The following is a 21,828-nucleotide window of genomic DNA, read 5'->3' as shown; positions in this document are numbered from 1 at the left end:
GCAAATGTAAGCCCCGTTTCACCCGTGCGCGACCCGTTTTGCGAGACCTTCGCACTAATTCGGCAGAACAGCCGGGCCCTTGCGCGTGTTGAGCAGGATATTGGTCTCCGAGGCGGCAATGCCCTCGATCAGGCGGATCCGGTTGAGCGCATCGTCGAAGGCAGCCAGGTCCCGCGTCGCGATGTCCAGCACAAGGTCCCACTTGCCGTTGGTCGAATGAATGGCCCGAACTTCCGTCATTGCGCTCAAGGACCGGATGACCGGGTCCGTGTTGTGGCCATCGACAACCAGCAGCGTAACCGCCCGGATCGGCAGATCCCGCCAGTCGTCGCGCAAGACAGCGGTAAATCCTAGGATCTCTCCGCTGGCCTGCAACTTTTCCATGCGTGCGCGCACCGTCGCCCGGGACACTTTCAGATCGCTTGCCAGATCGGACACCGAACGGCGCCCATCATGGCGTAGCAGCGTAATCAATCGCAGATCAAGGTCGTCCATGTGATCATTCTGAGCAGTTTTATCTATCAAAATGATAAATTCGAGCGCTCATTTGTTCAAGTGACCGGATTTACTCCGCCACCGGATATCCGCACATTTCAAGGCGAAGGCTTGGTTGGAGGCTGATTTGAACGTTACTGCGAAAAAGATCGCGCTCGTCGGCGCACCCGTGGATGATGGCGCGGGTCAGAAGGGCTGTCTCATGGGACCCGATGCCTTCCGCACGGCCGGTCTCGTTGAACAGCTGAAGGCGCTGGGCCACACAGTGACCGATCACGGAAACCTGCGTCCGGACGACGTTGGCAACCTGTCTTCCCCCAACACCGTCTTGAAGAACTTCAGATCTTATGCGGGCTGGACACGCGCGCTTCACACCAAGGCTGCCGATCTGGGTCGGCAGCAGCTTGTTCCGATCTATCTCGGCGGCGATCACGCCATGGCGGCGGGAACCCTGTCCGGCCAGGCAAGAGCCGCCGCGGAAAGCGGCCGTCCGCTTTTCGTGCTCTGGCTCGACGCTCATTCCGATTTTCACACGTTCGACAGCACCGACAGCGGCAATCTCCACGGCACGCCGCTCGCCTTTGCCTGTGGACTCCCTGGGTTTGATGACCTGCTCGGAGAGCCCCTGCGCCATCCGGTCGACCCGAACAATGTCGAAATCCTCGGCGTCAGGTCCATTGACGCGGCAGAACGCGACATGCTGCTCGGTCACGGCGTCGGTGTCAGCGACATGCGCCGGATCGACGAGGAGGGCATCGCGAGCCTGATGCGGCCGTTCCTGGAGCGGGTCCGCGCACAGAACGGGCTGCTTCATGTCAGCCTCGATGTCGACTTTCTCGACCCGGAAATCGCGCCAGCGGTCGGGACAACGGTTCCCGGCGGCGCGACGTTCCGCGAAGCCCATCTGGTCATGGAACTGTTGCACGACAGCGGCCTGGTGACGTCGCTCGATCTTGTCGAACTCAACCCTTTCCTGGACGACCGCGGAAAAACCGCCCGCCTCCTGGTCGATTTGACCGGCAGTCTCTTTGGACGCCGCGTCTTCGACCGTCCGACACGCAGCTTCTAGAGGGCCTTTCAATGATACGTCAGAACCACAATCCGAAACCGTCCGAGTTGGCCTTTGTTCCCTTTGTGAGCGTGGATGACATGATGCGCAATATCAGCACCATTGGCGTCGAAAAGGCGATCAAAGGCATTGCCGACTATATCGAGCAGGACTTCCTGCGCTGGGAGAGTTTCGACAAGAAGCCCCGCATTCCGGCACACGCGCCGCAGGGCGTGATCGAGCTGATGCCCACGAGCGACGGCGAAACCTTCGGCTTCAAATACGTAAACGGCCATCCGCAGAATGTGCGCGAAGGCCTGCAGACGGTGACCGGGTTCGGTGTTCTCTCGGAATTGTCGACCGGATATCCGGTGCTCTTCACCGAAATGACAATCCTGACGGCGCTGCGCACGGCTGCCACCTCCGCCCTGGCGGCCAAGTACCTGGCACCGAAGGGTTCAACGACGATGGCGATCATCGGCAATGGGGCCCAGTCGGACTTTCAATGCCTTGCATTCAAGGAAATGCTCGGGATCACGGATATCCGTGCCTACGACATTGACGTGAAGGCAAGCCTTCGCCTGGAGCGGAATCTCGCCTTTTCCGGGCTGAACGTCACCATCTGCAAGACGCCCGAGGATGCCATCGAGGGCGCACAGATCATCACGACGGTGACTGCCGACAAGAAATACGCGACGATCCTGACTGACAACATGGTCGGTTCCGGCGTGCATATCAACGCGATCGGCGGGGACTGTCCCGGCAAGACCGAGCTGCACAAGGATATTCTTCTGCGCTCCGATATCTTCGTGGAATTGCCCGAACAGACCCGGATCGAGGGAGAGCTGCAGCAGCTTCCCGAGGACCACCCGGTCACCGAGCTCTGGCAGGTCTATGCCGGCAAGGCGGCGGGCCGCACATCCCAGGATCAGATCACTCTCTTCGACAGCGTCGGCTTTGCCATCGAGGACTTTGCGGCGCTGCGCTACATCCGTGATCTTCTGCCGGCGACGGGCCATTTCGAGAAGCTTGACCTGCTCGCGGACCCGGACGACCCGCGCGACCTCTACGGCATGGTTCTGCGGTCCGCAACGGTCGGCGACAATCAGGCGGCATAAATCAGAACAAGACCGCCGTCTTTCAACTGGCCACCGCGAAATCGGTGGCTTTTTTGTCTGTTAGGCCCTTCAGGCCGGGCTGAGCGCCGCTTCGATTTCTGCAACGACCGCCTCGGCCGCCGCGCCCGGGTCATCAGCCTTGGAGATCGGCCGTCCGACAACGAGATAGTCGCTGCCTGCCCGGATCGCGTCTTCTGGTGTCATCACCCGGCGCTGATCTCCGGCGGAGCTGCCTTTCGGCCGGATGCCGGGCGTGACGATCACCAGTTCGTCCTGAAGGATCGCGTGCATCTTCTGCGCTTCCGTCGCCGCGCACACGATACCGCCCATTCCCGCGTCCCTGGCGTCCTTGGCACGGGCCGCGACCACATCGGCAACGGGACCGCGATATCCGGCAGCGACCAGGTCGTCTTCGTCCATCGATGTCAGCACGGTGACGCCGAGCAGGCACAGGGACGGATTGCCTTCTTCCGCAAGACCCTTGACGGCAGCCCGCATCGTTTTCGGATAGGCGTGCAGGGTGACGAAGGTTACCCCCATCCGGGCGACATTGCGGATCGCGTTGGTGATCGTGTTGTCGATGTCATGGAGCTTCACGTCGAGAAAGATTTTCTTGCCGTCTGCCGCAAGGTCGCGCGCAAACTCCAGCCCGCCTGCAAACTGCAATTCCATGCCGATCTTGTAGACCCCGACCTTACCTTCGGTCCGTCTGACCAATGCCTCGGCGTCCTTCATGGTCGGGACGTCGACGGGAAGCATCAGGCGGTCAAGCGCGGTCTTGGGGGCGAACGGGCTGGTCGGCATGGAGCGGGCTCCTTTCAGGGCGGCGGGAAGACGCCCTATCCATAACACTGCGGTTGCCGCGTTGCCAGCCTACGACTTTCCCGTTTTCTCGAATTCGGCAAAAGCGTCCTTGAAATCCGCGTGCCAGCGGGAGAGCGGGGGCCTGTTTTCCAGGATGTCGCCAATGGCCCATTCGGCCCGGCGCTTGTCGCGGGTGCTGTCGACGTCGTTGTCCGGGCACAGGATGTAGAAGTCACCTTCCGACATGCGGCCGATGAAATAGTCGACTGTCTGCTCGCTGGTCCAGGCCGATGCCGGTTTTTCCGTGAAGAATGCCGAGGTCATGCCGGTATATGTAAATCCGGGAACGAAGAGATGTACCGAAATCGGCGCACCGGCCTCGCGCAGCTCGTGAGCCAATTGCTCGCTGAGCACCTTCACGGCGGCCTTGGTCGCGTTGTAGCCGGGGTTTCCCGGAGGCGTCGTGATGCCCTGTTTTGACCCGGTGTTGATGATGACGGCCGGACGGTCCGCCTCGATCATCCGAGGCGTAAACGCCTGAACACCCCGCAGAACGCCAAAGAAGTTGACGTCCATCATGCGTTCCCAGGCCTCATACGCCTCCCAGGTTTTCGAGGACATGCCGATCCCGGCATTGTTCATGAGGACCGCGACCGGCCCGGCTTCGAATGCCGCGTCGGCAAGATGTTTGACCTGTGCCATGTCGGAAACATCGGTGGGCACACCAAGGACGGGCTGATCCGCGCCGGCGATCTTTCGGATCTCCTGCGTCGCCACATCGAGCCGCTCTCCCGCAAGATCCGCCAGAACGACCCCGAGACCGGCCTCGGCGAACCGTTGCGCCGCGACAAAACCGACCCCGCTCGCGGCCCCGGTCACCACCGCAAGACCGCCTTCCGACACGGATTCCCTGAACATGAAACTGCCTCCTGAAACATTCTTTCGGCCGATCATGGCACAGGAACCCCGAAGAGTCGGCTCGCATTTGAAAGGATTGCAGGGCCGTCCGCAGCCGGCATGCACGATATGGTTTCTTTAGCGGGCTCTCCCTGCTACAACACCGCCGGTTCCTAACCTCAACAAGGACAGCAGCTTATGCGCATAGCGAGTGTTTCGCGCGACACCAAGGAGACCCGTATTTCCGTCGAAATCAATCTCGATGGATCGGGAGCCTATGACGTTCAGACCGGTGTCGGTTTCTTCGATCACATGCTGGAACAACTCTCGCGCCATTCGCTCATCGATATGAAGGTGCGTGTCGAGGGCGACACGCATATCGATTTTCACCACACCGTCGAAGACACAGGCATCGCGCTCGGTCAGGCGATTTCAACCGCGTTGGGCGACATGGCCGGGATCACCCGCTATGCCGACACTCACCTGGCGATGGACGAGGCCCTGACACGCTGCGTGCTCGACGTTTCCGGCCGTCCGTTCCTCGTCTGGGATGTGACCTTCGACCGGGACAAGGTCGGGGACTTCGACACGGAACTCTTCGAGGAGTTTTTCCGAGCCTTTGCCATGAATGCCGGCATTACCCTTCATGTTGCCAATCTTTACGGCTCCAATTGCCACCATATCGCGGAAACCTGTTTCAAGGCGGTTGCACGCACGTTGCGCAAGGCTGCCGAGATTGACCCGCGTCAGGCGGATCGCATTCCGACCACCAAAGGCCAATTGGGCGGCTGAAGGACGACCGGCTTATGAGTACCTATGTTGTCATGGCTCCGCCGGAGTATCAGGATCTGGCGGGAGACCCGCGTGAGAGCGACCGGTTGCTGTTCGTTCCGGATCGTTTTTCCGCCCTGGCCTTCGTGTTTTCGCTCATCTGGATGCTCGTTCATCGCATGTGGCTGGTTTTGCTGGGATATCTGGCGCTCACCTTGATCATTGAACTTCTGGCGCTTTCGCTTGGAGGTCAGGCCACCGGTATTGTTGCGCTGACGATTTCGCTTCTGTTCGGCTTCGAGGCGCAGGCGCTGCGCCGCTGGTCTCTGGAGCGCAAGGGCTGGCGTGTCGTGGGCATTGTCGATGGCGCCAGTTCTGCCGAGGCCGAGTTGCGGTTTCTGAACAAGGAAGCCGTCCGGATGACACCGGAACCCGCACAGCCCGATCCTCCGGTGCGCCCGGTCCGCACGCCGATCGTTCCAAGGGTTGGCAGCGAGCGGGTTGTCGGTCTGACGCTCGGTCCGGAGGCACGGCAATGACGGTCGCCATCATTGACTACGGCTCGGGCAACCTGCGCTCCGCGGAAAAGGCGTTTGAGCGGGCCGCGCGCGCGCATGCGCACATGCCAGACGTTATTGTCACCGCCGATCCGGACCGTGTCCGCAAGGCGGACAGGATCGTGCTGCCGGGCGTTGGTGCCTTTGCCGATTGCAAACGCGGCCTCTGGGCAGTTGACGGAATGCCGGAAGCGCTTCGCGAGGCGGTGCGCGATCAGGGAAAGCCCTTTTTCGGTATTTGTGTCGGCATGCAGCTGATGGCCGAACGGGGCCTCGAATTTGAGACCGTCGAGGGCCTTGGCTGGGTTGCGGGCGATGTCTCTGAAATGAAGCCGTCTGACCCGAATCTGAAGATCCCGCATATGGGCTGGAACACGATCAACGTCCATCCTGATGGTCATGCAGTCTTCAAGGGCCTGGAAACCGGGCCGAAGGGTCTGCACGCCTATTTTGTGCATTCCTATCACTTCGCCTGCACTGGGGACGGGGATCGTCTGGCGACATTCGACTATGCGGGCACCTTCACGGCGATGGTCGCAAGGGACAACATGATCGGCACCCAGTTCCACCCGGAGAAAAGCCAGCGGCTGGGTCTTGGCCTGATAGCCAATTTCCTCGACTGGACGCCCTAGGTGATGGACTCATAAATGAGACTGAAATGGCATGCGAAATGGCGAAATCCCGTTAGGAAGGGTGCGCAGAGCGGGCTTCTGGCCCGGTCAAGCGCGCTGACGCCACGGGGTGAAGCCATTTCCATGTCCTTCGGATTTGACCGGCTTGCTTCTCGTCGGCGTTGCGAAAGGCTTGAAAATGAACCACATTTCCTGCGCTTCCGCTTCTTGAGGAGAAGCAAGCCGCCTCAAACCCTTTCGGCCTCATTTATGAGTCCATCACCTAGTCGCGCGGGAGGCTCGCATGAAAAAAGGCTATTGGATTGTTCATGTCGACGTGACGGATCCGGACAACTATCCGAAGTATCTGGCGGCCGACGCGATTGCGTTTGAAAAGTTCGACGCGCGTTTTCTTGTGCGCGGCGGCGACATGACCGGCCCGGAAGGGCCCGTTCGCAAGCGCCATGTCGTGATCGAGTTCGAGAGCTACCAGACCGCGCTGGATTGCTACAATTCGCCGGAATATCAGGCGGCAGCCACGTTGAGGCAGCAATATTCCGACAGTGACATCGTCATTGTCGAGGGAACGTAAGAGAAACGGGAGAAGACGCGTGAGCAAGGGATACTGGATTGCACGTGTGGATGTCCGCGACCCGGACAACTATCCGCAATACGTGGAAACGGCCAAACCCGCCTTCGAAAGATTCGGGGCCAATTTCCTGGCGCGCGGCGGCAAGGCCGACGCCATTGAGGGTCCGGGACGTGCCCGCAACGTCGTAATTGAATTTCCGAGCTTTCAAGATGCGGTCGATTGCTATAACTCCCCCGAATATCAGGAAGCGGTGAAAATCCGCCAGAAAGTTGCCGATGGCGAAATCGTCATCGTGGAAGGAATTTAACGAGAATGATCCTTTTTCCCGCCATCGATCTGAAAGACGGCCAGTGCGTGCGGCTGAAACTCGGCGACATGGACCAGGCAACCGTCTTTAACGACGACCCGGGAGCCCAGGCAAAGGCCTTTGAGGCCCAGGGTTTCGAATGGCTGCACGTGGTTGATCTCAATGGCGCTTTCGCCGGCGAAAGCGTCAATGGCGCGGCCGTCGACGCCATCCTGGCATCGACGCGGAACCCGGTTCAGCTGGGCGGCGGGATCAGGACTCTTGATCATATCGAGACCTGGCTTTCAAGGGGCATCACGCGGGTCATTCTCGGGACCGTGGCAGTACGCGATCCGGATCTAGTGAAGGAAGCCTGCCGCAGTTTTCCAGGCAAGGTCGCTGTCGGTATCGACGCCAAGGGCGGGTATGTTGCCGTCGAGGGCTGGGCGGAAACCTCCGAGCTGACCGCAGTGGACCTGGCGAAACAGTTCGAGGATGCCGGCGTCTCGGCGATCATCTACACAGACATCGACCGGGATGGCGTTCTCAAGGGGCTCAACATCCCGTCGACGCTGGAACTGGCAAGATCCGTTTCCATTCCGGTCATTGCCTCCGGCGGTCTTGCCTCGATCGACGACATCCATCGTTTGTTGGAACCCGATTGCGCAATCCTGGAAGGCGCGATCTCCGGCCGGGCGCTCTACGACGGGCGGCTGGACCCCAAGCAAGCGATGGATCTGATCCTGAATGCGCGAAGGAAGGCATCATGACCCTCAAGGCCCGAGTCATTCCCTGTCTCGACGTCAAAGACGGCCGCGTCGTCAAGGGCGTCAATTTTGTCGATCTGGTCGATGCCGGTGATCCGGTCGAGGCCGCCAAGGCCTATGACGCCGCCGGTGCCGATGAACTCTGCTTTCTGGATATCACCGCCAGCCATGAGGGCCGTGACACGATCTACGATGTTGTCAGGAGGACGGCGGAAGCCTGTTTCATGCCGGTCACCGTTGGCGGCGGCGTCCGCACGGTTGAAGACATCCGCAAGCTCCTGATTGCCGGTGCCGACAAGGTGTCGATCAACACAGCGGCCGTCAAGAACCCCGACTTCGTCCGCGAGGCGGCGGAGAAGTTCGGCGCGCAGTGCATCGTCGTTTCCATTGACGCCAAGCAGGTGAACGCGCCCGGCGAGCCGGAGAAATTCGAGATTTTCACCCATGGTGGGCGCAATCCCACCGGCATCGATGCCGTCGAATTCGCAAAAAAGGTTGTCGAACTTGGCGCTGGTGAGCTTCTTGTCACCTCCATGGACCGGGACGGCACCAAGGCGGGATACAACATCGCTCTCACACGCGCGATCGCCGATGCCGTGCCGGTGCCTGTCATCGCCTCCGGCGGTGTCGGTACGCTCGATCACATGGTCGAGGGTGTGCGCGACGGTCATGCAACGGCCGTCCTTGCGGCATCGATCTTCCATTTCGGCGAGTACACCATTCAGGAAACCAAGACATACATGAACGACGCGGGTGTTCCGATGCGTCTCGACCCGTAAGATTCAAGATGAGCTCTAGCCAAATGACCAAGTTCACACTGGACGATCTGGATGCCATAGTCGCAGCGCGCGCCGGGAGCGACGATGAAAAGTCCTATACGCGCAAACTGGTGAACAAGGGCGTTGCAAAATGCGCCCAGAAGCTTGGAGAAGAAGCGGTCGAGGCGGCGATCGCGGCCGTGCAGCAGGATCGGGAAGAACTGACGGCGGAAGCTGCCGACGTGCTTTATCATTTGTTGGTGGTTCTGAATGTATCCAATGTTGCGTTGAGTGACGTCATGGCGGAACTGGCAAGGCGGACGGGACAGACGGGACTTGAAGAAAAGGCCTCACGGCCTCAAGACTAGGTGCCGGCCGCGAGGCAGGCGCAGCGGAAACTGCGAGACGATGGATCAGAAAGTCGCAACCGCACTGGACATGGATTTGTCCCCTTACAGGGTGTTCTCGGAGCGCCAGTGGTCCCGATTGCGCGCTGACCACCCAATGACGCTTGACGAGCATGAGGTCGAACAGCTTCAGGGCCTGAATGCGCCGGTGTCCATGGAGCAGGTCGAAACCATCTATCTGCCGCTCTCCCGGCTGCTGGCCTTCTATGCGGAAGCGAAGATCGGCATTCACCAGGCAACGCAGAATTTCCTGGGTCACAGGGATGGCAAGACGCCGTTCATTATCGGTGTTGCTGGCTCGGTATCGGTCGGCAAGTCAACCACGTCGCGCGTGCTGCGCGAACTCCTGGCCAGATGGCCTGCAAGTCCCAAGGTCGATCTGATCACGACAGACGGGTTTCTTTATCCGAATGCGATCCTCGAGGCAGAGGGTCTGATGAGCAAGAAGGGCTTTCCGGAAAGCTTCGACCGTCCCCGCCTCCTGAAGTTCTTGTCCGATATCAAGGCGGGACAGCGGCATGTCCGAGCACCCGTCTATTCGCATTTCTACTATGACGTCATGCCGGGGCATGCGGTCACGGTCGACAAACCGGATATCCTGATTGTCGAGGGATTGAACGTTCTGCAGACCAGGGAACTGCCCAAGGACGGACGTGCGGTGCCGTTCGTCTCGGATTTCTTTGATTTCTCGGTCTATATCGACGCGGATGAGGACCTGCTGCGCAAGTGGTATGTCGACCGCTTCATGCGTTTGAGAGAGACCGCCTTCCGCGATCCCGGATCCTACTTTCACAAATATTCGCGCATCAACGACGAAGAGGCCGTCGAAACGGCAACGCGGATCTGGAACGACATCAACCTGATCAATCTGCGGGAAAACATCCTGCCGACGCGGCCGCGCGCCGACCTGATCCTGACCAAGAACGCCAGCCACCGGATTTCAAAGGTCGCTCTGCGAAAGGTTTGAACGTCTGGCTTTCTGCCAAGCTGTAGACTTGCGGACATGCAAATGCCCTCTTCCTTGGAAGAGGGCATTTGTCTTTCAAGCACAGTTTCTTTAAGCGACGGAGCGCTTGCGGACCTCTTCCAGGAAGGTGGCAACCTGGTTGCGCAACTGGCCGGCATTTCCCTGCAGTTCCTGGGCCGACAGGTCGACTTTTTCAGCCGTGTCCCGGGTGTTCTCGGCTGCGGTTGCAACACTCTCGATGTTTGTGGTCACATCGACGGTGCTCCTGGACGCTTCCGTTGCATTCGTCGCGATTTCCTGCGTGGCAACACCCTGCTCGTCGACGGATGCAGCGATCGAGGACGCGATCTCGTTCATGTTGTTGATGATCTCGGTAACCGAGGAAATCGCGCTGGCCGCGTGGCCGGTTTCTTCCTGAATGGCCGAGATCTGGCTCGAGATCTCTTCCGTTGCCTTGGACGTCTGGTTCGCCAGTTCCTTAACCTCGGCCGCAACGACTGCGAAGCCCTTGCCGGCCTCGCCCGCGCGGGCTGCCTCGATCGTCGCGTTCAGCGCCAGAAGGTTGGTTTGCTCGGCGATCGCCTGAATGAGCGTGACCACCTCGCCGATCCGGCTGGCCGATTCCGACAGACCGTTCATGCGCTGGTTGGTGGATTCAGCTTCACCGGCGGCACGCGCCGCGATTTCGCTGGACGACTGCACCTGCCGGCGGATCTCATTGACCGAGGCGGACAGCTCTTCGGCGGCTGCCGCAACCGTCTCGACATTGTGTGAGGCCTGCGACGATGCGTTGGACACAAGCCCGCTTTGCTCGGTGGTCTGCGCCGCGACATCGGTCATGGTCGAAGACGCGGACTGCAGGTTCTGCACCGACCCGTCGATGACGTTCAGCATGTCCATGATCTGGCGGTCGAATTCGCCGCTGAGATGCTGGATCTCGGTTCCCTTGCGGGCGGCATCTTCCTGCGCTTCGTTCTGTTGCTCTTCCAGCGAGCGGCGTTCGGTCACATTATGCACGAACACTTCCATTGCGGAGGCCATCTTGCCGATTTCGTCGCCGCGATCGGTGCCCTCGATCCGGATGTTGGTGTCGCCGTCGGCCAGCGTTGCCATGTTGGCTGTCAGGGACCGGAGCGGGCCGACCAGGCTGCGGATCGCGAAAAGGGCGATCGCGCCGGCAATGACGGCGCCAATGGCGGCGAGGACGATGATCAGGACAGCCTGGTTCCAGTAGGCAGCTTCAAGGTCATCGATATAGACCCCGGTGCCGAGCATCCAGCCCCAGTCTGCGAAGCCAACGGCATAGCCCCACTTTTCAATCGGAATGTCGCTGCCCGCGCGTGGCCACAGATACTGAAGGCTGCCGCCACCCGCCTGTGCGAGCTTTACCAGCTCGGGAATGATTCGGACCCCGTTTGCGTCTTTCAGATCGGAGAGATCCTTGCCGATGATTTTTGCGTTCACATGCGAAAGCGTGACGGACTTGTTATCGAAAACGAAGACATAGTTTGTGCCGTCCTCGAAACGCATGGCCGCGATCGCTTCCAGCGCGCGCTTCTGCGCTTCTTCGGTTGTCAGTGTCCCGTCTTCCGACATCTGATGGTAAGCCGCCGCGATCGTTCTCGCCGTTTGGGAGATGTCTTCGATCTTGACGAGACGCTCCTGCATCATCGCGTCCTTCAGCGAGACGAGCGAAAACGCCGCAAGTGCGACGGTGAAGATGGCGATTACGAAAACCGGTGTGCAAATTTTCCAGGCCAGAGGCCAACGTGTAAATGACATGCCGTGCTACCCAAAGTTAAACTTTGAAATAGTTTAGGCGGCAAGTGTTAAGGAATGCTGCACCGCACTTGTACTTTGGTACAGGAATTCGGCGAAACGCTTAAGTGGTTTTGACAGTTGTTTCTTCTTATGAGGGAGGCGTTAAATATTTCGCCTTTGGGTAGAGTGGCGTGACTGCCGGTTGCGTTCCCGATCTCATCTGCGTGCACAGAACACATCGCGCAAACCGGGGCGCGACCAGGTCGCATTTTGCAGCTGGCCCTTCAAAGTGTGGCCCTGCCCTTCGTAATGGAAGGTGTTCGGACTGCCGAGCCGCTGCAATGTCACCGAGCCGTACCCCATTTCGGCGACAGTAGCGGTTAGGCCATCCGGTGAAAACACCACATTCAGATCGATACCGGCCGTGCAGAGATAGTCCGCGATATTGGTCCGGGCCGCCTGTTGCTGCAAATCGCCCTGGTTGCCGCCGCCAATGCTTCCGGGTGGAACCGGACCGCCGCCATTGTTTGCGAATGGATCGTTCTGAATGCCGTCCTGGTTTCCGAAGCCGTCTGCCCCGTTGTTTTCGAAACCGCCCGCGCCGTTGCCGCCGAACCCGGCCTGTCCGCCAACGACGACTTCGCGGTAAGGCGCCTGCGTCACATAAATGCCCCGGCATTCGCCTGTGACACCGCGCACGGTCCAGGCGTGCGAAACGTAAGTTTGCTGCTCCAGAACCTGGCCCGGCTCGAGACGGGCATAGGGGCGCTCGCCGCCGCGATAGTCGACCCAGTTGACTTCGATGGCGTCGCGGCCGGAATTGCGAAACACGATCTGCCCGGGCTGGACCGCTTCAACGGACCTCACGCGTCCCAGTTCGTTACAGGACAGGTCGGCGCCTGCATCCTGCCCGCCGTCAGCCACGATCTGTTGCGGGAGCGCGCAGGTTGCGACGAACAGCCTGATCGGATTGGCGCTGCCTTTCAGAGACACCTGATAAGCCGGCAGTCCCTCGATAGATATCGACAGTTCCGATTGCTTGATCATTGCTTCCCAGAATGGATCGGTCATCTCGATATTGACTTCGGGGAGCGAAACACCCTGGGCATTCGCATTGGTCGACCCGAAGGCATTGAAGCTTCCGAGATAATCTCCGGCCGAAATGCGGATCGACTGCGGCATGCCTTCCTGCAGTCCGGCAGGCGCTTGCTGGAAAGTAATCTTTGCAAATCCGGATTGTGTCGTGCAGTCGGCCCTGAAATCCCGGTCATCTGTCTGGGGGACCGTGTGTTGAATGATCGAAGGGGAGCCGGGTTGGTCGCCGGGTTCGGCAGCCCATTGCCGGGCTTCATTTGGCGTGATCATGACCGCCTGAGCGTTTGCACCGCCGGATATGCTGTCGCGGATCGGATTCTCGAATTCGCCGGGCGAAGTCGATGCCACCGTATCGCCGTTGGGGTCGGCACTTGAGATCGGCGTCTCAACCTGCTGAAGCGGGGGAAGTCCGCCATTGTCTTCTGGGGGCGTAACCTCGACGATGGACGTTTCTGACTGCTGGCCCGACTGCTCGGCGGAAGACGTTTGTGACTGGCCTGAACCTGGTGCGGCAGGCGCGCTGGCAACGGGCCCCGCGGCAACCCCGGACGAGGTCCCGACAACACGCGCAGTTGCGCCCGGCTTTCCGTCGCTGGTCACATCGACAACAAGTGTGCTTCCACTGCAAAGATTGGCGTCGCGATGCAACACACGGCTGTTTTCCAGCGTGACTTCCAGCTTGACATCACAGCCGGGCAACGTGTTGTCGCTGCCCATCGTATCGATCACCACGCCCTTGTCGTCACGGCTGATGATCGGACGGTACTTCTTGTCTACCGTGATGGAGCGAATGCCGGGATCCGCCGGCTCGACGTTGATGCGCACCGTCTCCGGAACGGACTGGGCAAATGCGCCGGCACTGTAGGTCAGGAGACAGAAGCTGCAGGCCGCCAGCAGACGGGATTTGATGACAGGCTTGTTTGAACTGCAGGCAGCAAGACGCCGCATGGACGATCTCCGTCGGAGCGCAAGAAGTTTGTAATGTGAATACTTAGGCAAAGTGGCGCGGAAAGGGCAACCCTGCAATCGGTTTCAACACAAGCCTTTGTCAGCGCGGCGCCCGTTTGGCGAGGATTCGCTGCAACGTTCTGCGGTGCATGTTCAGGCGGCGTGCAGTCTCCGAAACGTTGCGATCGCACAATTCGTAGACACGCTGAATATGCTCCCAGCGAACCCGGTCGGCCGACATCGGGTTTTCCGGCGGCTGTGCCTTGTCTTCGGGTTTGCGGGCAAGGGCTGCGACGATGTCGTCCGGATCGGCAGGCTTGGCGAGATAATCGATCGCGCCGAGTTTGACGGCCGTGACGGCGGTGGCGATATTTCCGTAGCCCGTCAGGATGATTGCGCGCGCGTCCGGGCGCTTCTGCCGGATTTTTTCGATCACATCCAGACCGTTGCCGTCCTCAAGACGCATGTCGACGATGGCGTAGGCAGGCGCAATGCGCAGGATCTTGGCGGCTGCGTCCTGAACGCCGTCGGCGGTTTCCGTTGCAAAGCCGCGTTTTTCCATCGCACGCGCAAGACGCTGCTGAAAGGGCTTGTCGTCGTCTACAATCAGAAGACTCATGTCTCCCGATCCATTGAATGAAGTCATCTGGTCCGTCATGGCTCGTTACCGTCTATTCTTACGTCTTCTTGCGCAGAATGGATGGTCTTCCCGAGAGAGACCTGCCACTTAAACTGCTTTTGTTGTGGTTATGGGGCTAAAACGACGTTTCGTCCACTCCAACAGGACGTTCGAAGACAGGGCGCGGCCAGCTGACGCGGATGTGAGCGCCGCTCTCGGGCGGTGCCTTGTTCTCGAGTTGCAGCTTGGCACCTGTGCGCTCAAGCAGCGTTTTCGCGATAAAGATACCGAGTCCGAGACCGCCGCTCTTGCCGTTTTGCTGGCTCCTGCTGCCGCGGACGGACACGTAAGGGTCGCCGATCTTGCCGAGGATATCCATGGAAAACCCCGGCCCGTCGTCCCGGATCGAGATTGACAGGGTGTTATCGTCCCACTGCGCAGAGACATCGACACGCGACTTGGCGAAATCGACAGCGTTTTCGACAAGATTTCCAAGACCATAGCGGATTGCAGCGTTCCGCGTACCGACAGGTTCGGCACCCTCGCCGCCATTGGTCGAGTGAATGGCGACACCGGTCCCGCGGTGAGGATCGATGACGTCTTCGAGCAGTTGCGCCACCGGCATCCGCTGATAGGTCTGGTCTTCTTCACTGGAAAGGCTGGTCAGCTTTTGCAGGATATCGCGGCATCTTTCCGCTTGCGAGCGGATCAGGGCGACATCTTCGCCGCGATGATCCTGCGCTTCGAATTCGTCGGTCAGTTCCTTGGCGACGAGATAAATGGTCGCAAGCGGAGTTCCAAGTTCGTGGGCTGCTGCTGTTGCCAGCCCGTCCAGCGCATTGAGATGCTGTTCACGTGCCAGGACGAGTTCGGTCGCAGTCAGCGCATCGGCGAGCTGCCGCGCCTCTTCCGCCACCCGGAACGCGTAAACCGCCATGAATCCCAGGGTCAGCACCAGCGCGATCCAGATCCCGACCGAATAGATGACCGGAAGCTTGAATATTTCCGTGTCCGGCCAGGGCAGCGGATAGTGAAAGACCGCAAGAAAGCTGGCGCAGACCGTCGCCAGGACCCCAAGCACGAATGTGTAGCGCGCCGAAAGACCGGCGGCGGACACCATGACCGGCGCCATGAGCAGAAACGCGAACGGATTGCCCAGACCTCCGGTCAGGAACAACAGGCCGCTCATTTGCACGATGTCATAGGCAAGCTGCAGGGTGGCCGCGCGTTCTGAAAGCCGCATGGCGGACGGCCAGCGGATCTTGAGGAAAATGTTGAGCCAGGCGGAGAGCGCGACCATGGCGAAGGCCGGACCGGCCGGCAGCTCATAGCCAAGGCCCACATGAACGACGAGCAACGCGGCGGTCTGACCTCCGACCGCGAGCCAGCGCAGCCGCACGAGCGTGTCGAGTTTCAGGCGTCTTTGCGTCAACGTAATGTTGGATGCGCTTTGATCCGTCATAATCCCCTTTTGAATCGGAATCCGGGTCCTGACAAGGCCATTGCACTTGTGCCCGCTGTTTTGAGATGTTAGCCAGCCGCTGAAAAGGTTGTTCGGATTTGCGCGGGCCGGCGGCCATCCTGAGGGATACCTGTATTCTTCGACACAGATCAGCACCGCGAAACGGAATGAAACAACATGACCGATACGAATGACGGCGGCGCACAGCCGCAGACGGAAGGCGCTGCTGCACCCGGCATGCATATCCTGGGTCAGTACATCAAGGACTTGTCTTTCGAGAACCCGAACGCTCCGCGCGCGCTCACCCAGGGCGACCAGCCCAAGCTAGACATCAATGTCAACGTGGGTGCCCAGCAGATGGGCGATGACCAGTTTGAAGTCATCTTGACGCTCACCGCCAAGGCTGAGCGCCCCGACATGGTCATGTTCAATGTTGAACTGGTCTACGCAGGTCTTTTCAAGCTGACCGGCGTTCCGTCCGAACATATGCATCCTTTTGTCATGATCGAATGCCCGCGGATGATTTTCCCGTTCGCGCGCAACATTCTCGCTGAAGCGACCCGCAATGGCGGCTTCCCGCCCCTGATGCTCGACCCGATCGACTTTGCCCAGCTGTATCGCCAGAACATGGCGCAACAGGCAGCCGGACAGGGCGAAGGCGTGGCAAAGCCGAACTGATCTGACCGATCCAGTCTCTTCGGAACCCGCGTGGAGGCGGCTCCGCGCGGGTTTTCTGATGCCGGTACGCGGTTGTCCTGCGTTCAGCTGACCTCGAATTCCGGATCGACCGGCACCTGAAGCGACGTGACCAGCGTGTTGGTCATCGCGGCCAGTCCGATGATTTGCAACAATTCTCCATGCTCGTCATCGCTCATGCCCTTTGCGCGGGCTGCGGCGGTATGCGAATGAACGCAGTAGCTGCACCCGTTTGCGGCCGAAACCGCGATATAGATCATTTCGCGGGTCTTCGGGTCGAGAGCGCCGGGTGCCGCCATCACGGATTTGACCTGCTCCCATGTACGTTCAAGGCCCTGTGGGTCCTGTGCCAGCGCGCGCCAGATGTTGTTTATGAAATCGGACCCGCGCGTCGCGCGAATGTCGTCAAAGACGGCTTTGACTTCCGGGATCGCTTCAGCTTCCGTATCCGTCATCAGTTTTACAGTCGCCATTGCGTCTTCCTCCGAATTGCCGGGCCGAATATCGGAAAGATCGGCCGTCAGGTGTCTTCCAGGAGCGCCGCCCAGCTCATTGGACTTGAGCCGTTAAGCGGGTTTTTCGCGGACCGCTTGTAACGAATGGTTTCCATCCGGAAGCTCCTGGCATCGAACATCACCATGCGCCCGACCAGGCCCTCGCCCGTTCCGGTGATCTCCTTGATCACTTCCATCGCCTGCATGGTGCCAATGATTCCCGTCAGCGCGCCAAGGACGCCCGCCTCCGTGCAGGTCGGCAGCAGACCGTCGCGCGGTTTGTTCGGGAACAGGCACCTGTAGGTCGGGTTGGCCTCGCCGTTCTCGTTCTGCTCATGCGGCTTCAGCGTGGTGATCGATCCGTCGAACTGGCCGACAGCCGCCGTCACCAGCGGCTTCTTCGCAAAGAAACAGGCATCGGAAACGAGGTAGCGCGTGTCGAAATTGTCCGAACCGTCCACGACGAGATCGTAGTCCGAAACCAGCGCGAGGGCGTTGTGGCCGGCGAGCCGGGTGGGATGCGGCTCAACCTTCACATTTGGGTTGAGGCGGGCAATTGCTTCCGCCGCACTTGCGACCTTGGGTTCTCCGAGACGGTCGGTGTCGTGTATGACCTGACGCTGAAGATTGGAAAGCGACACGGCGTCGTCGTCGACGATGCCGAGTGTGCCGACGCCCGCAGCGGCCAGGTATTGCAGAACCGGAGCTCCGAGCCCGCCCGCACCGATCACGAGCACGCGGGCCTTCTTGAGCTTCTGTTGCCCCGCGCCGCCGATTTCCTGCATGACGATGTGGCGGGCATAGCGTTCTAGTTCTGCGGGCGAAAGCATTCTTGGATCCTGCGAAATCGGGTGTGTAACGAAATCTGTCCGGCGCTCACTTCAAGATCCGGCTGACCAGGCGTGCGGTGTAGTCCACCATCGGGATGACGCGGGCGTAGTTCAGCCGCGTCGGGCCGATGACGCCGAGAACACCGACAATGCGCTGATTGCTGTCCCTGTAGGGAGAGACCACAAGCGACGATCCGGAAAGAGAGAACAGGTTGTTTTCCGAGCCGATGAAGATGCGCACGCCATCACCCGATTCGGCGAGTCCAAGAAGCTGGATCAGATCTTTCTTGTTCTCCAGATCATCGAAAAGAAGGCGTATACGCTCCAGATCCTCGACTGCGTCCAGGTCGGTAAGGAGGTTTGAGCGTCCGCGCACGATCAGCGTTGCGGGATCGTTGGCGCTCTCGCCGCCCCATACGGCAAGCCCGGCATTGATCACCTTCTGGCTGAGCTGGTCGAGTTCGGCCTGGTCGGCGTCGCGCACCGTCTCCAGCTCCCCCTTGATGTCGGAGAGCGTGCGTCCCTGGATCTGCGCATTCAGATAGTTGGTCGCTTCCACGAGGGCCGACGCCGGCAGATCGGCCGGCAGGTCTATGACCCGGTTTTCAACCGATCCGTCCTCGCTCACCAGAATTGCCAGCGCCTTCAGCGGCTCGATGCGAACGAACTCGATGTGCTTGAGGCGCATGTCGCTCTTGTGCGTCATGACAACACCGGCGCCCATTGAAAGACCGGACAGCATCTGGCTCGCCTCGGTCAGAACCTGCTCTGTCGAGTTTGCTTCACTCGAAGCGCGCACCTGAACGTCGATCTGCTGTCGCTCGTCTTCCGTCAGATCGCCGACTTCGAGCAGGGCGTCGACGAAAAATCGTAGACCGATCTCGGTCGGCAGACGCCCGGCACTCGTGTGCGGCGAATGCAGAAGGCCCAGATGTTCCAGGTCCGACATGACATTGCGCACCGACGCAGGTGACAGCGACATCGCCAGGTTGCGCGACACGTTGCGGGAGCCGACGGGCTCTCCGGTTTCCAGGTATGTTTCCACGATCGAGCGGAATATCTCGCGGGATCTCTTGTCGAGGTCGCTGAGGCTCAAGGTGTCTTCTCCAAATGCACACTGCCAACGTTGGACGATTTTCGTCTTACACCCAAGATATAGGCGCAAAATGGGGCTGACGTGAAGCTGGCCCTTTACCTGAGGCGAATTTGAGGTCTACAAGGCGCAGGAGATCAGCAGGAAACAGTCGTTTCCAGGCGAACAAGGTCCGCTAGCGAAGGTCGAAAGGATATTTTATGCGTCCGTCAAAACGCGCCGTCGATGAACTCCGGGCAGTGACTTTGGAACGCAGCGTTTCAAAGCATGCCGAAGGGTCTTGCCTCGTCAAGTTCGGCGATACGCATGTGCTGTGCACGGCCAGCCTCGAAGAGCGCATACCGCCCTGGCTGCGCGGCCAGAACCGGGGTTGGGTCACCGCCGAATACGGTATGCTGCCGCGGGCGACCGGTGACCGCATGCGCCGTGAGGCAAGCGCGGGCAAACAATCCGGCAGAACCCAGGAGATCCAGCGCCTGATCGGCCGCTCCTTGCGTGCCGTCGTCGATCTTGAAGCGCTTGGTGAGGTCCAGATCTCGGTGGACTGCGATGTCATCCAGGCGGATGGCGGCACCAGAACAGCATCGATCACGGGTGCCTGGGTGGCGCTTCGTGACTGCATCGAGTGGATGCGCGCGCGCGACATGGTGTCAGGTGACGTGCTGAAAGACCATATCGCCGCTATTTCCTGCGGGATCTACGAGAGCGTCCCCGTGCTTGACCTGGATTACGCGGAAGACAGCACCGCCGAAACGGACGCAAACTTCGTGATGACCGGCTCCGGCGGCATTGTCGAGATCCAGGGAACCGCCGAGGGCGCACCCTTTTCCGAGGATGAGTTCACCCAGTTGCTCGGTCTTGCAAAGGCGGGCATCGGCCGCCTCGTGGACCTGCAAAAGATGGCAATTCTTTAGGGGGTCACGTTGATGAGCCATCGCAAACTCGAACCCGGCCGGCTTGTCGTCGCGAGTCACAACCAGGGCAAGATAAGAGAAATCAATGAATTGCTTGCTCCTTACGGGTTCGACGTCGTCTCCGCGGGTGAGTTGAAACTGCCGGAGCCCGAGGAAACCGGAACAACGTTCGAAGCCAATGCAGCCTTGAAGGCGCTTGCAGCCGCGGAGGGTTCCGGATTGCCGTCTCTGGCGGATGACAGCGGCTTCTGCGTCGATGCACTGGGTGGCGACCCCGGCATTTATTCCGCGCGCTGGGCGGGTCCGGACAAGGACTTTGCCATGGCCATGCGGACGATCGAGGAAAAGCTTCAGACCGTTTCGTCATCGCCGGAATACAGCCGCCGTGGTTCCTTTGTGGCCGTGCTCTGCCTGGCCTGGCCGGACGGGCATACGGAATACTTTCGGGGGGAAGTAGAAGGCGATGTCGTCTGGCCGCCACGCGGAACGCAAGGCTTTGGATACGATCCGATGTTCCGCCCGGACGGACACGACCGCACGTTTGGTGAAATGTCCGCGGTTGAAAAGCATGGCCTGTCGGACGACCGGGAGCCGCTGTCTCACCGTGCCCGAGCGTTTACGCTGTTCGCCGAAGGGTGCCTGAAGGGATAACCGAGTGACAGCGCAGCAGCCAAACGACGGTGGTTTCGGGATCTATATTCACTGGCCGTTCTGCGCGGCCAAATGCCCGTATTGCGACTTCAATTCGCATGTGCGCCACCAGCCTGTCGACCAGGCCCGCTTCGCTGCCGCGTTCGAACGGGAACTGTCCTATTTCGCCGATTTGACCAGGGGAAAAACGGTCGAATCGATCTTTCTGGGCGGCGGAACGCCGTCGCTGATGGAACCGGCCACGGTCGAACGCCTTCTCACGGCGGTCGCGAACCGCTGGACCCTGAAGGATGATGTCGAAATCTCGCTGGAAGCCAATCCCTCTTCCGTGGAGGCCGATCGCTTCAGGGGCTATCGCGCAGCGGGGGTCAACCGTGTCTCGCTCGGTGTCCAGTCCTTGCACGACCAGGATCTGAAACTGCTTGGCAGGCTGCATGATGCCGCAACTGCACGCGCTGCCGTCGAGACCGCCCGCGAGACGTTTCCCAGGCTTTCCTTCGATCTCATTTATGCCCGTCCCGGCCAGACGTTGACCGAATGGACCGGTGAGTTGAACGAGGCGATATCACTCGCCGCCGATCACCTGTCGCTCTATCAGCTGACGATCGAGCACGGCACGCCATTCTATGCGCTTCACCAGGCGGGAAAACTCAAGATGCCGGATCCTGATCTTGCAGCGGAGTTTTTCGAGCTGACCCAGGACGTGACGGCCGGAGCCGGATTGCCCGCCTACGAGGTCTCCAATCATGCCCGTCCCGGTGCGGAGTGCCGCCACAATCTGGTCTACTGGCGATATGGCGATTATGTCGGCGTCGGGCCGGGTGCGCATGGCCGGGTGAGCGTCGGAGCGACCCGCCTTGCCACATCAACCGAACGGCATCCGGAAACCTGGCTTGAAAGTGTCGAGAATGCCGGCCACGGACTGATTGAGAATGCCGGCCTCAATGAAGAGGAGCAGGGCGACGAGTATCTGCTCATGGGGTTGCGCCTAAAGGAAGGCATCGACCTTGGCCGCTACGAGACATTCTCGCACAGGGCTGTCGATCCGCGCCGCTTAAAAGCGCTTCTTGAGCACGGAATGGTCGAAGAAATCGGGGAAAACCGGGTGCGGGCGACGCGCGAGGGTTTTTTCGTGCTTGATGCGGTCGTCGCGGACCTGGCCGCCTGAGGGCGGCGCGTCAAAGACG

The 21,828-nt window shown here is 60.0% G+C and carries 25 protein-coding genes; 15 read left to right on the top strand and 10 right to left on the bottom strand.

Translation table 11 applies throughout. The features are described 5' to 3' along the window. Window positions 1–54: 54 nt before the first annotated feature. Window positions 55–495, bottom strand: a complete 441-nt coding sequence (locus RDA78_RS06680) for an Lrp/AsnC family transcriptional regulator (protein WP_421980467.1) — start codon at window positions 493–495, stop codon at window positions 55–57. 127 nt (window positions 496–622) lie between these two features. On the opposite strand from RDA78_RS06680, the gene rocF reads away from it, so the two are divergent. Both rocF and RDA78_RS06670 read left to right on the top strand, forming a co-directional pair. Further along, window positions 623–1,564 carry an arginase gene (gene rocF / locus RDA78_RS06675; RefSeq protein WP_434054557.1) on the top strand — a complete coding sequence of 314 codons (942 nt, stop codon included), beginning with the start codon at window positions 623–625 and terminating at the stop codon, window positions 1,562–1,564. Window positions 1,565–1,575: 11 nt separating this feature from the next. After that, a complete protein-coding gene (locus tag RDA78_RS06670) occupies window positions 1,576–2,661 on the top strand; it encodes an ornithine cyclodeaminase (protein ID WP_434054556.1) in 1,086 nt (361 codons plus the stop codon). A gap of 69 nt (window positions 2,662–2,730) precedes the next feature. Here RDA78_RS06670 and pyrF read toward each other — a convergent pair whose 3' ends face one another. Together pyrF and RDA78_RS06660 are read right to left on the bottom strand one after the other, a co-directional pair. Beyond that, window positions 2,731–3,465, bottom strand: a complete 735-nt coding sequence (gene pyrF, locus RDA78_RS06665; RefSeq protein WP_434054555.1) for an orotidine-5'-phosphate decarboxylase — start codon at window positions 3,463–3,465, stop codon at window positions 2,731–2,733. A 69-nt stretch (window positions 3,466–3,534) separates the two neighbouring features. Then, on the bottom strand, window positions 3,535–4,383 hold the full coding sequence (locus RDA78_RS06660; RefSeq protein WP_434054554.1) for an SDR family NAD(P)-dependent oxidoreductase: 849 nt from the start codon (window positions 4,381–4,383) through the stop codon (window positions 3,535–3,537). Between the two features lie 177 nt (window positions 4,384–4,560). On the opposite strand from RDA78_RS06660, the gene hisB reads away from it, so the two are divergent. From hisB to coaA, 9 genes are all read left to right on the top strand, one after another. Further along, a complete protein-coding gene (gene hisB / locus RDA78_RS06655) occupies window positions 4,561–5,154 on the top strand; it encodes an imidazoleglycerol-phosphate dehydratase HisB (RefSeq protein WP_434054553.1) in 594 nt (197 codons plus the stop codon). A gap of 14 nt (window positions 5,155–5,168) precedes the next feature. Beyond that, window positions 5,169–5,672 (top strand): DUF2628 domain-containing protein, encoded by a 504-nt coding sequence (locus RDA78_RS06650; protein ID WP_434054552.1) that lies wholly within the window; start codon window positions 5,169–5,171, stop codon window positions 5,670–5,672. Then, on the top strand, window positions 5,669–6,322 hold the full coding sequence (gene hisH / locus RDA78_RS06645) for an imidazole glycerol phosphate synthase subunit HisH (protein ID WP_434054551.1): 654 nt from the start codon (window positions 5,669–5,671) through the stop codon (window positions 6,320–6,322). Before RDA78_RS06650 ends, hisH begins: the two co-directional genes overlap by 4 nt. 283 nt (window positions 6,323–6,605) lie before the next feature. Beyond that, entirely contained in the window at window positions 6,606–6,893 is a 288-nt protein-coding gene (locus tag RDA78_RS06640; RefSeq protein ID WP_434054550.1) for a DUF1330 domain-containing protein, read from the top strand. Window positions 6,894–6,912: 19 nt separating this feature from the next. Further along, window positions 6,913–7,200 carry a DUF1330 domain-containing protein gene (locus RDA78_RS06635; RefSeq protein ID WP_420334825.1) on the top strand — a complete coding sequence of 96 codons (288 nt, stop codon included), beginning with the start codon at window positions 6,913–6,915 and terminating at the stop codon, window positions 7,198–7,200. Between the two features lie 5 nt (window positions 7,201–7,205). Continuing rightward, window positions 7,206–7,949 carry a 1-(5-phosphoribosyl)-5-[(5-phosphoribosylamino)methylideneamino]imidazole-4-carboxamide isomerase gene (gene hisA / locus RDA78_RS06630; RefSeq protein ID WP_434054549.1) on the top strand — a complete coding sequence of 248 codons (744 nt, stop codon included), beginning with the start codon at window positions 7,206–7,208 and terminating at the stop codon, window positions 7,947–7,949. Beyond that, window positions 7,946–8,725 (top strand): imidazole glycerol phosphate synthase subunit HisF, encoded by a 780-nt coding sequence (hisF, locus tag RDA78_RS06625; protein WP_434054548.1) that lies wholly within the window; start codon window positions 7,946–7,948, stop codon window positions 8,723–8,725. Before hisA ends, hisF begins: the two co-directional genes overlap by 4 nt. A 23-nt stretch (window positions 8,726–8,748) precedes the next feature. Next, window positions 8,749–9,072, top strand: coding sequence for a phosphoribosyl-ATP diphosphatase (locus RDA78_RS06620; RefSeq protein WP_434054547.1), 324 nt, complete (start codon window positions 8,749–8,751; stop codon window positions 9,070–9,072). A gap of 40 nt (window positions 9,073–9,112) precedes the next feature. Next, complete coding sequence (gene coaA / locus RDA78_RS06615; protein WP_420334828.1) at window positions 9,113–10,078, top strand: type I pantothenate kinase; 966 nt, start codon at window positions 9,113–9,115, stop codon at window positions 10,076–10,078. A 90-nt stretch (window positions 10,079–10,168) separates the two neighbouring features. Here the strand turns inward: coaA and RDA78_RS06610 are convergent, their stop codons facing one another. The 4 genes from RDA78_RS06610 to RDA78_RS06595 all read right to left on the bottom strand — a co-directional run bounded on the left by RDA78_RS06610 (window position 10,169) and on the right by RDA78_RS06595 (window position 15,963). Further along, the gene (locus tag RDA78_RS06610; RefSeq protein ID WP_434054546.1) at window positions 10,169–11,860 is read right to left on the bottom strand and encodes a methyl-accepting chemotaxis protein; all 1,692 of its coding nucleotides are present in this window, start codon (window positions 11,858–11,860) and stop codon (window positions 10,169–10,171) included. Between the two features lie 195 nt (window positions 11,861–12,055). Continuing rightward, complete coding sequence (locus RDA78_RS06605) at window positions 12,056–13,882, bottom strand: hypothetical protein (protein ID WP_434054545.1); 1,827 nt, start codon at window positions 13,880–13,882, stop codon at window positions 12,056–12,058. A gap of 100 nt (window positions 13,883–13,982) precedes the next feature. After that, entirely contained in the window at window positions 13,983–14,540 is a 558-nt protein-coding gene (locus RDA78_RS06600) for an ActR/PrrA/RegA family redox response regulator transcription factor (protein WP_306145850.1), read from the bottom strand. A 97-nt stretch (window positions 14,541–14,637) separates the two neighbouring features. Beyond that, window positions 14,638–15,963: an ActS/PrrB/RegB family redox-sensitive histidine kinase gene (locus RDA78_RS06595; protein WP_434054544.1), complete on the bottom strand. Its 1,326-nt coding sequence runs from the start codon at window positions 15,961–15,963 to the stop codon at window positions 14,638–14,640. A gap of 177 nt (window positions 15,964–16,140) precedes the next feature. On the opposite strand from RDA78_RS06595, the gene secB reads away from it, so the two are divergent. Beyond that, window positions 16,141–16,641, top strand: coding sequence for a protein-export chaperone SecB (gene secB, locus RDA78_RS06590; protein ID WP_434054543.1), 501 nt, complete (start codon window positions 16,141–16,143; stop codon window positions 16,639–16,641). A gap of 83 nt (window positions 16,642–16,724) precedes the next feature. Here the strand turns inward: secB and RDA78_RS06585 are convergent, their stop codons facing one another. Genes RDA78_RS06585 through hrcA form a run of 3 tightly spaced genes read right to left on the bottom strand, consistent with a single transcriptional unit; the run spans window position 16,725 to window position 19,118 of the window. After that, on the bottom strand, window positions 16,725–17,132 hold the full coding sequence (locus RDA78_RS06585) for a carboxymuconolactone decarboxylase family protein (RefSeq protein WP_434054542.1): 408 nt from the start codon (window positions 17,130–17,132) through the stop codon (window positions 16,725–16,727). A gap of 47 nt (window positions 17,133–17,179) precedes the next feature. Next, window positions 17,180–17,983 (bottom strand): HesA/MoeB/ThiF family protein, encoded by an 804-nt coding sequence (locus RDA78_RS06580; protein ID WP_434054541.1) that lies wholly within the window; start codon window positions 17,981–17,983, stop codon window positions 17,180–17,182. A 46-nt stretch (window positions 17,984–18,029) separates the two neighbouring features. Next, the gene (gene hrcA, locus RDA78_RS06575) at window positions 18,030–19,118 is read right to left on the bottom strand and encodes a heat-inducible transcriptional repressor HrcA (RefSeq protein ID WP_434056109.1); all 1,089 of its coding nucleotides are present in this window, start codon (window positions 19,116–19,118) and stop codon (window positions 18,030–18,032) included. Window positions 19,119–19,276: 158 nt separating this feature from the next. On the opposite strand from hrcA, the gene rph reads away from it, so the two are divergent. The 3 genes from rph to hemW are packed head-to-tail and all read left to right on the top strand — an operon-like array spanning window position 19,277 to window position 21,809. Continuing rightward, window positions 19,277–19,990, top strand: a complete 714-nt coding sequence (gene rph, locus RDA78_RS06570) for a ribonuclease PH (protein ID WP_434054540.1) — start codon at window positions 19,277–19,279, stop codon at window positions 19,988–19,990. 12 nt (window positions 19,991–20,002) lie between these two features. Further along, window positions 20,003–20,641: an RdgB/HAM1 family non-canonical purine NTP pyrophosphatase gene (rdgB, locus tag RDA78_RS06565; RefSeq protein WP_434054539.1), complete on the top strand. Its 639-nt coding sequence runs from the start codon at window positions 20,003–20,005 to the stop codon at window positions 20,639–20,641. Between the two features lie 4 nt (window positions 20,642–20,645). Further along, the gene (hemW, locus tag RDA78_RS06560) at window positions 20,646–21,809 is read left to right on the top strand and encodes a radical SAM family heme chaperone HemW (protein WP_434054538.1); all 1,164 of its coding nucleotides are present in this window, start codon (window positions 20,646–20,648) and stop codon (window positions 21,807–21,809) included. Window positions 21,810–21,828 lie beyond the last annotated feature (19 nt).

Source organism: Roseibium sp. (assembly GCF_051016195.1).
Lineage (GTDB): Bacteria > Pseudomonadota > Alphaproteobacteria > Rhizobiales > Stappiaceae > Roseibium.
The sequence above is the reverse complement of the archived record's forward strand: the minus strand, read 5'-3'. Positions and strand labels throughout refer to the sequence as shown.

Excerpts from the sequence above, each read along its gene's own strand:
- RDA78_RS06620 (WP_434054547.1), top strand. The coding sequence starts at position 8,749 with ATGACCAAGTTCACACTGGACGATCTGGATGCCATAGTCGCAGCGCGC.
- RDA78_RS06680 (WP_421980467.1), bottom strand. The coding sequence starts at position 495 with ATGGACGACCTTGATCTGCGATTGATTACGCTGCTACGCCATGATGGG.
- RDA78_RS06640 (WP_434054550.1), top strand. The coding sequence starts at position 6,606 with ATGAAAAAAGGCTATTGGATTGTTCATGTCGACGTGACGGATCCGGAC.
- RDA78_RS06600 (WP_306145850.1), bottom strand. The coding sequence starts at position 14,540 with ATGACGGACCAGATGACTTCATTCAATGGATCGGGAGACATGAGTCTT.
- RDA78_RS06610 (WP_434054546.1), bottom strand. The coding sequence starts at position 11,860 with ATGTCATTTACACGTTGGCCTCTGGCCTGGAAAATTTGCACACCGGTT.
- hisB (WP_434054553.1), top strand. The coding sequence starts at position 4,561 with ATGCGCATAGCGAGTGTTTCGCGCGACACCAAGGAGACCCGTATTTCC.
- secB (WP_434054543.1), top strand. The coding sequence starts at position 16,141 with ATGACCGATACGAATGACGGCGGCGCACAGCCGCAGACGGAAGGCGCT.
- RDA78_RS06605 (WP_434054545.1), bottom strand. The coding sequence starts at position 13,882 with ATGCGGCGTCTTGCTGCCTGCAGTTCAAACAAGCCTGTCATCAAATCC.
- RDA78_RS06650 (WP_434054552.1), top strand. The coding sequence starts at position 5,169 with ATGAGTACCTATGTTGTCATGGCTCCGCCGGAGTATCAGGATCTGGCG.
- RDA78_RS06660 (WP_434054554.1), bottom strand. The coding sequence starts at position 4,383 with ATGTTCAGGGAATCCGTGTCGGAAGGCGGTCTTGCGGTGGTGACCGGG.
- hisH (WP_434054551.1), top strand. The coding sequence starts at position 5,669 with ATGACGGTCGCCATCATTGACTACGGCTCGGGCAACCTGCGCTCCGCG.
- hisA (WP_434054549.1), top strand. The coding sequence starts at position 7,206 with ATGATCCTTTTTCCCGCCATCGATCTGAAAGACGGCCAGTGCGTGCGG.
- rdgB (WP_434054539.1), top strand. The coding sequence starts at position 20,003 with ATGAGCCATCGCAAACTCGAACCCGGCCGGCTTGTCGTCGCGAGTCAC.
- RDA78_RS06585 (WP_434054542.1), bottom strand. The coding sequence starts at position 17,132 with ATGGCGACTGTAAAACTGATGACGGATACGGAAGCTGAAGCGATCCCG.
- hisF (WP_434054548.1), top strand. The coding sequence starts at position 7,946 with ATGACCCTCAAGGCCCGAGTCATTCCCTGTCTCGACGTCAAAGACGGC.
- RDA78_RS06670 (WP_434054556.1), top strand. The coding sequence starts at position 1,576 with ATGATACGTCAGAACCACAATCCGAAACCGTCCGAGTTGGCCTTTGTT.
- pyrF (WP_434054555.1), bottom strand. The coding sequence starts at position 3,465 with ATGCCGACCAGCCCGTTCGCCCCCAAGACCGCGCTTGACCGCCTGATG.
- RDA78_RS06580 (WP_434054541.1), bottom strand. The coding sequence starts at position 17,983 with ATGCTTTCGCCCGCAGAACTAGAACGCTATGCCCGCCACATCGTCATG.
- RDA78_RS06595 (WP_434054544.1), bottom strand. The coding sequence starts at position 15,963 with ATGACGGATCAAAGCGCATCCAACATTACGTTGACGCAAAGACGCCTG.
- coaA (WP_420334828.1), top strand. The coding sequence starts at position 9,113 with ATGGATCAGAAAGTCGCAACCGCACTGGACATGGATTTGTCCCCTTAC.
- rph (WP_434054540.1), top strand. The coding sequence starts at position 19,277 with ATGCGTCCGTCAAAACGCGCCGTCGATGAACTCCGGGCAGTGACTTTG.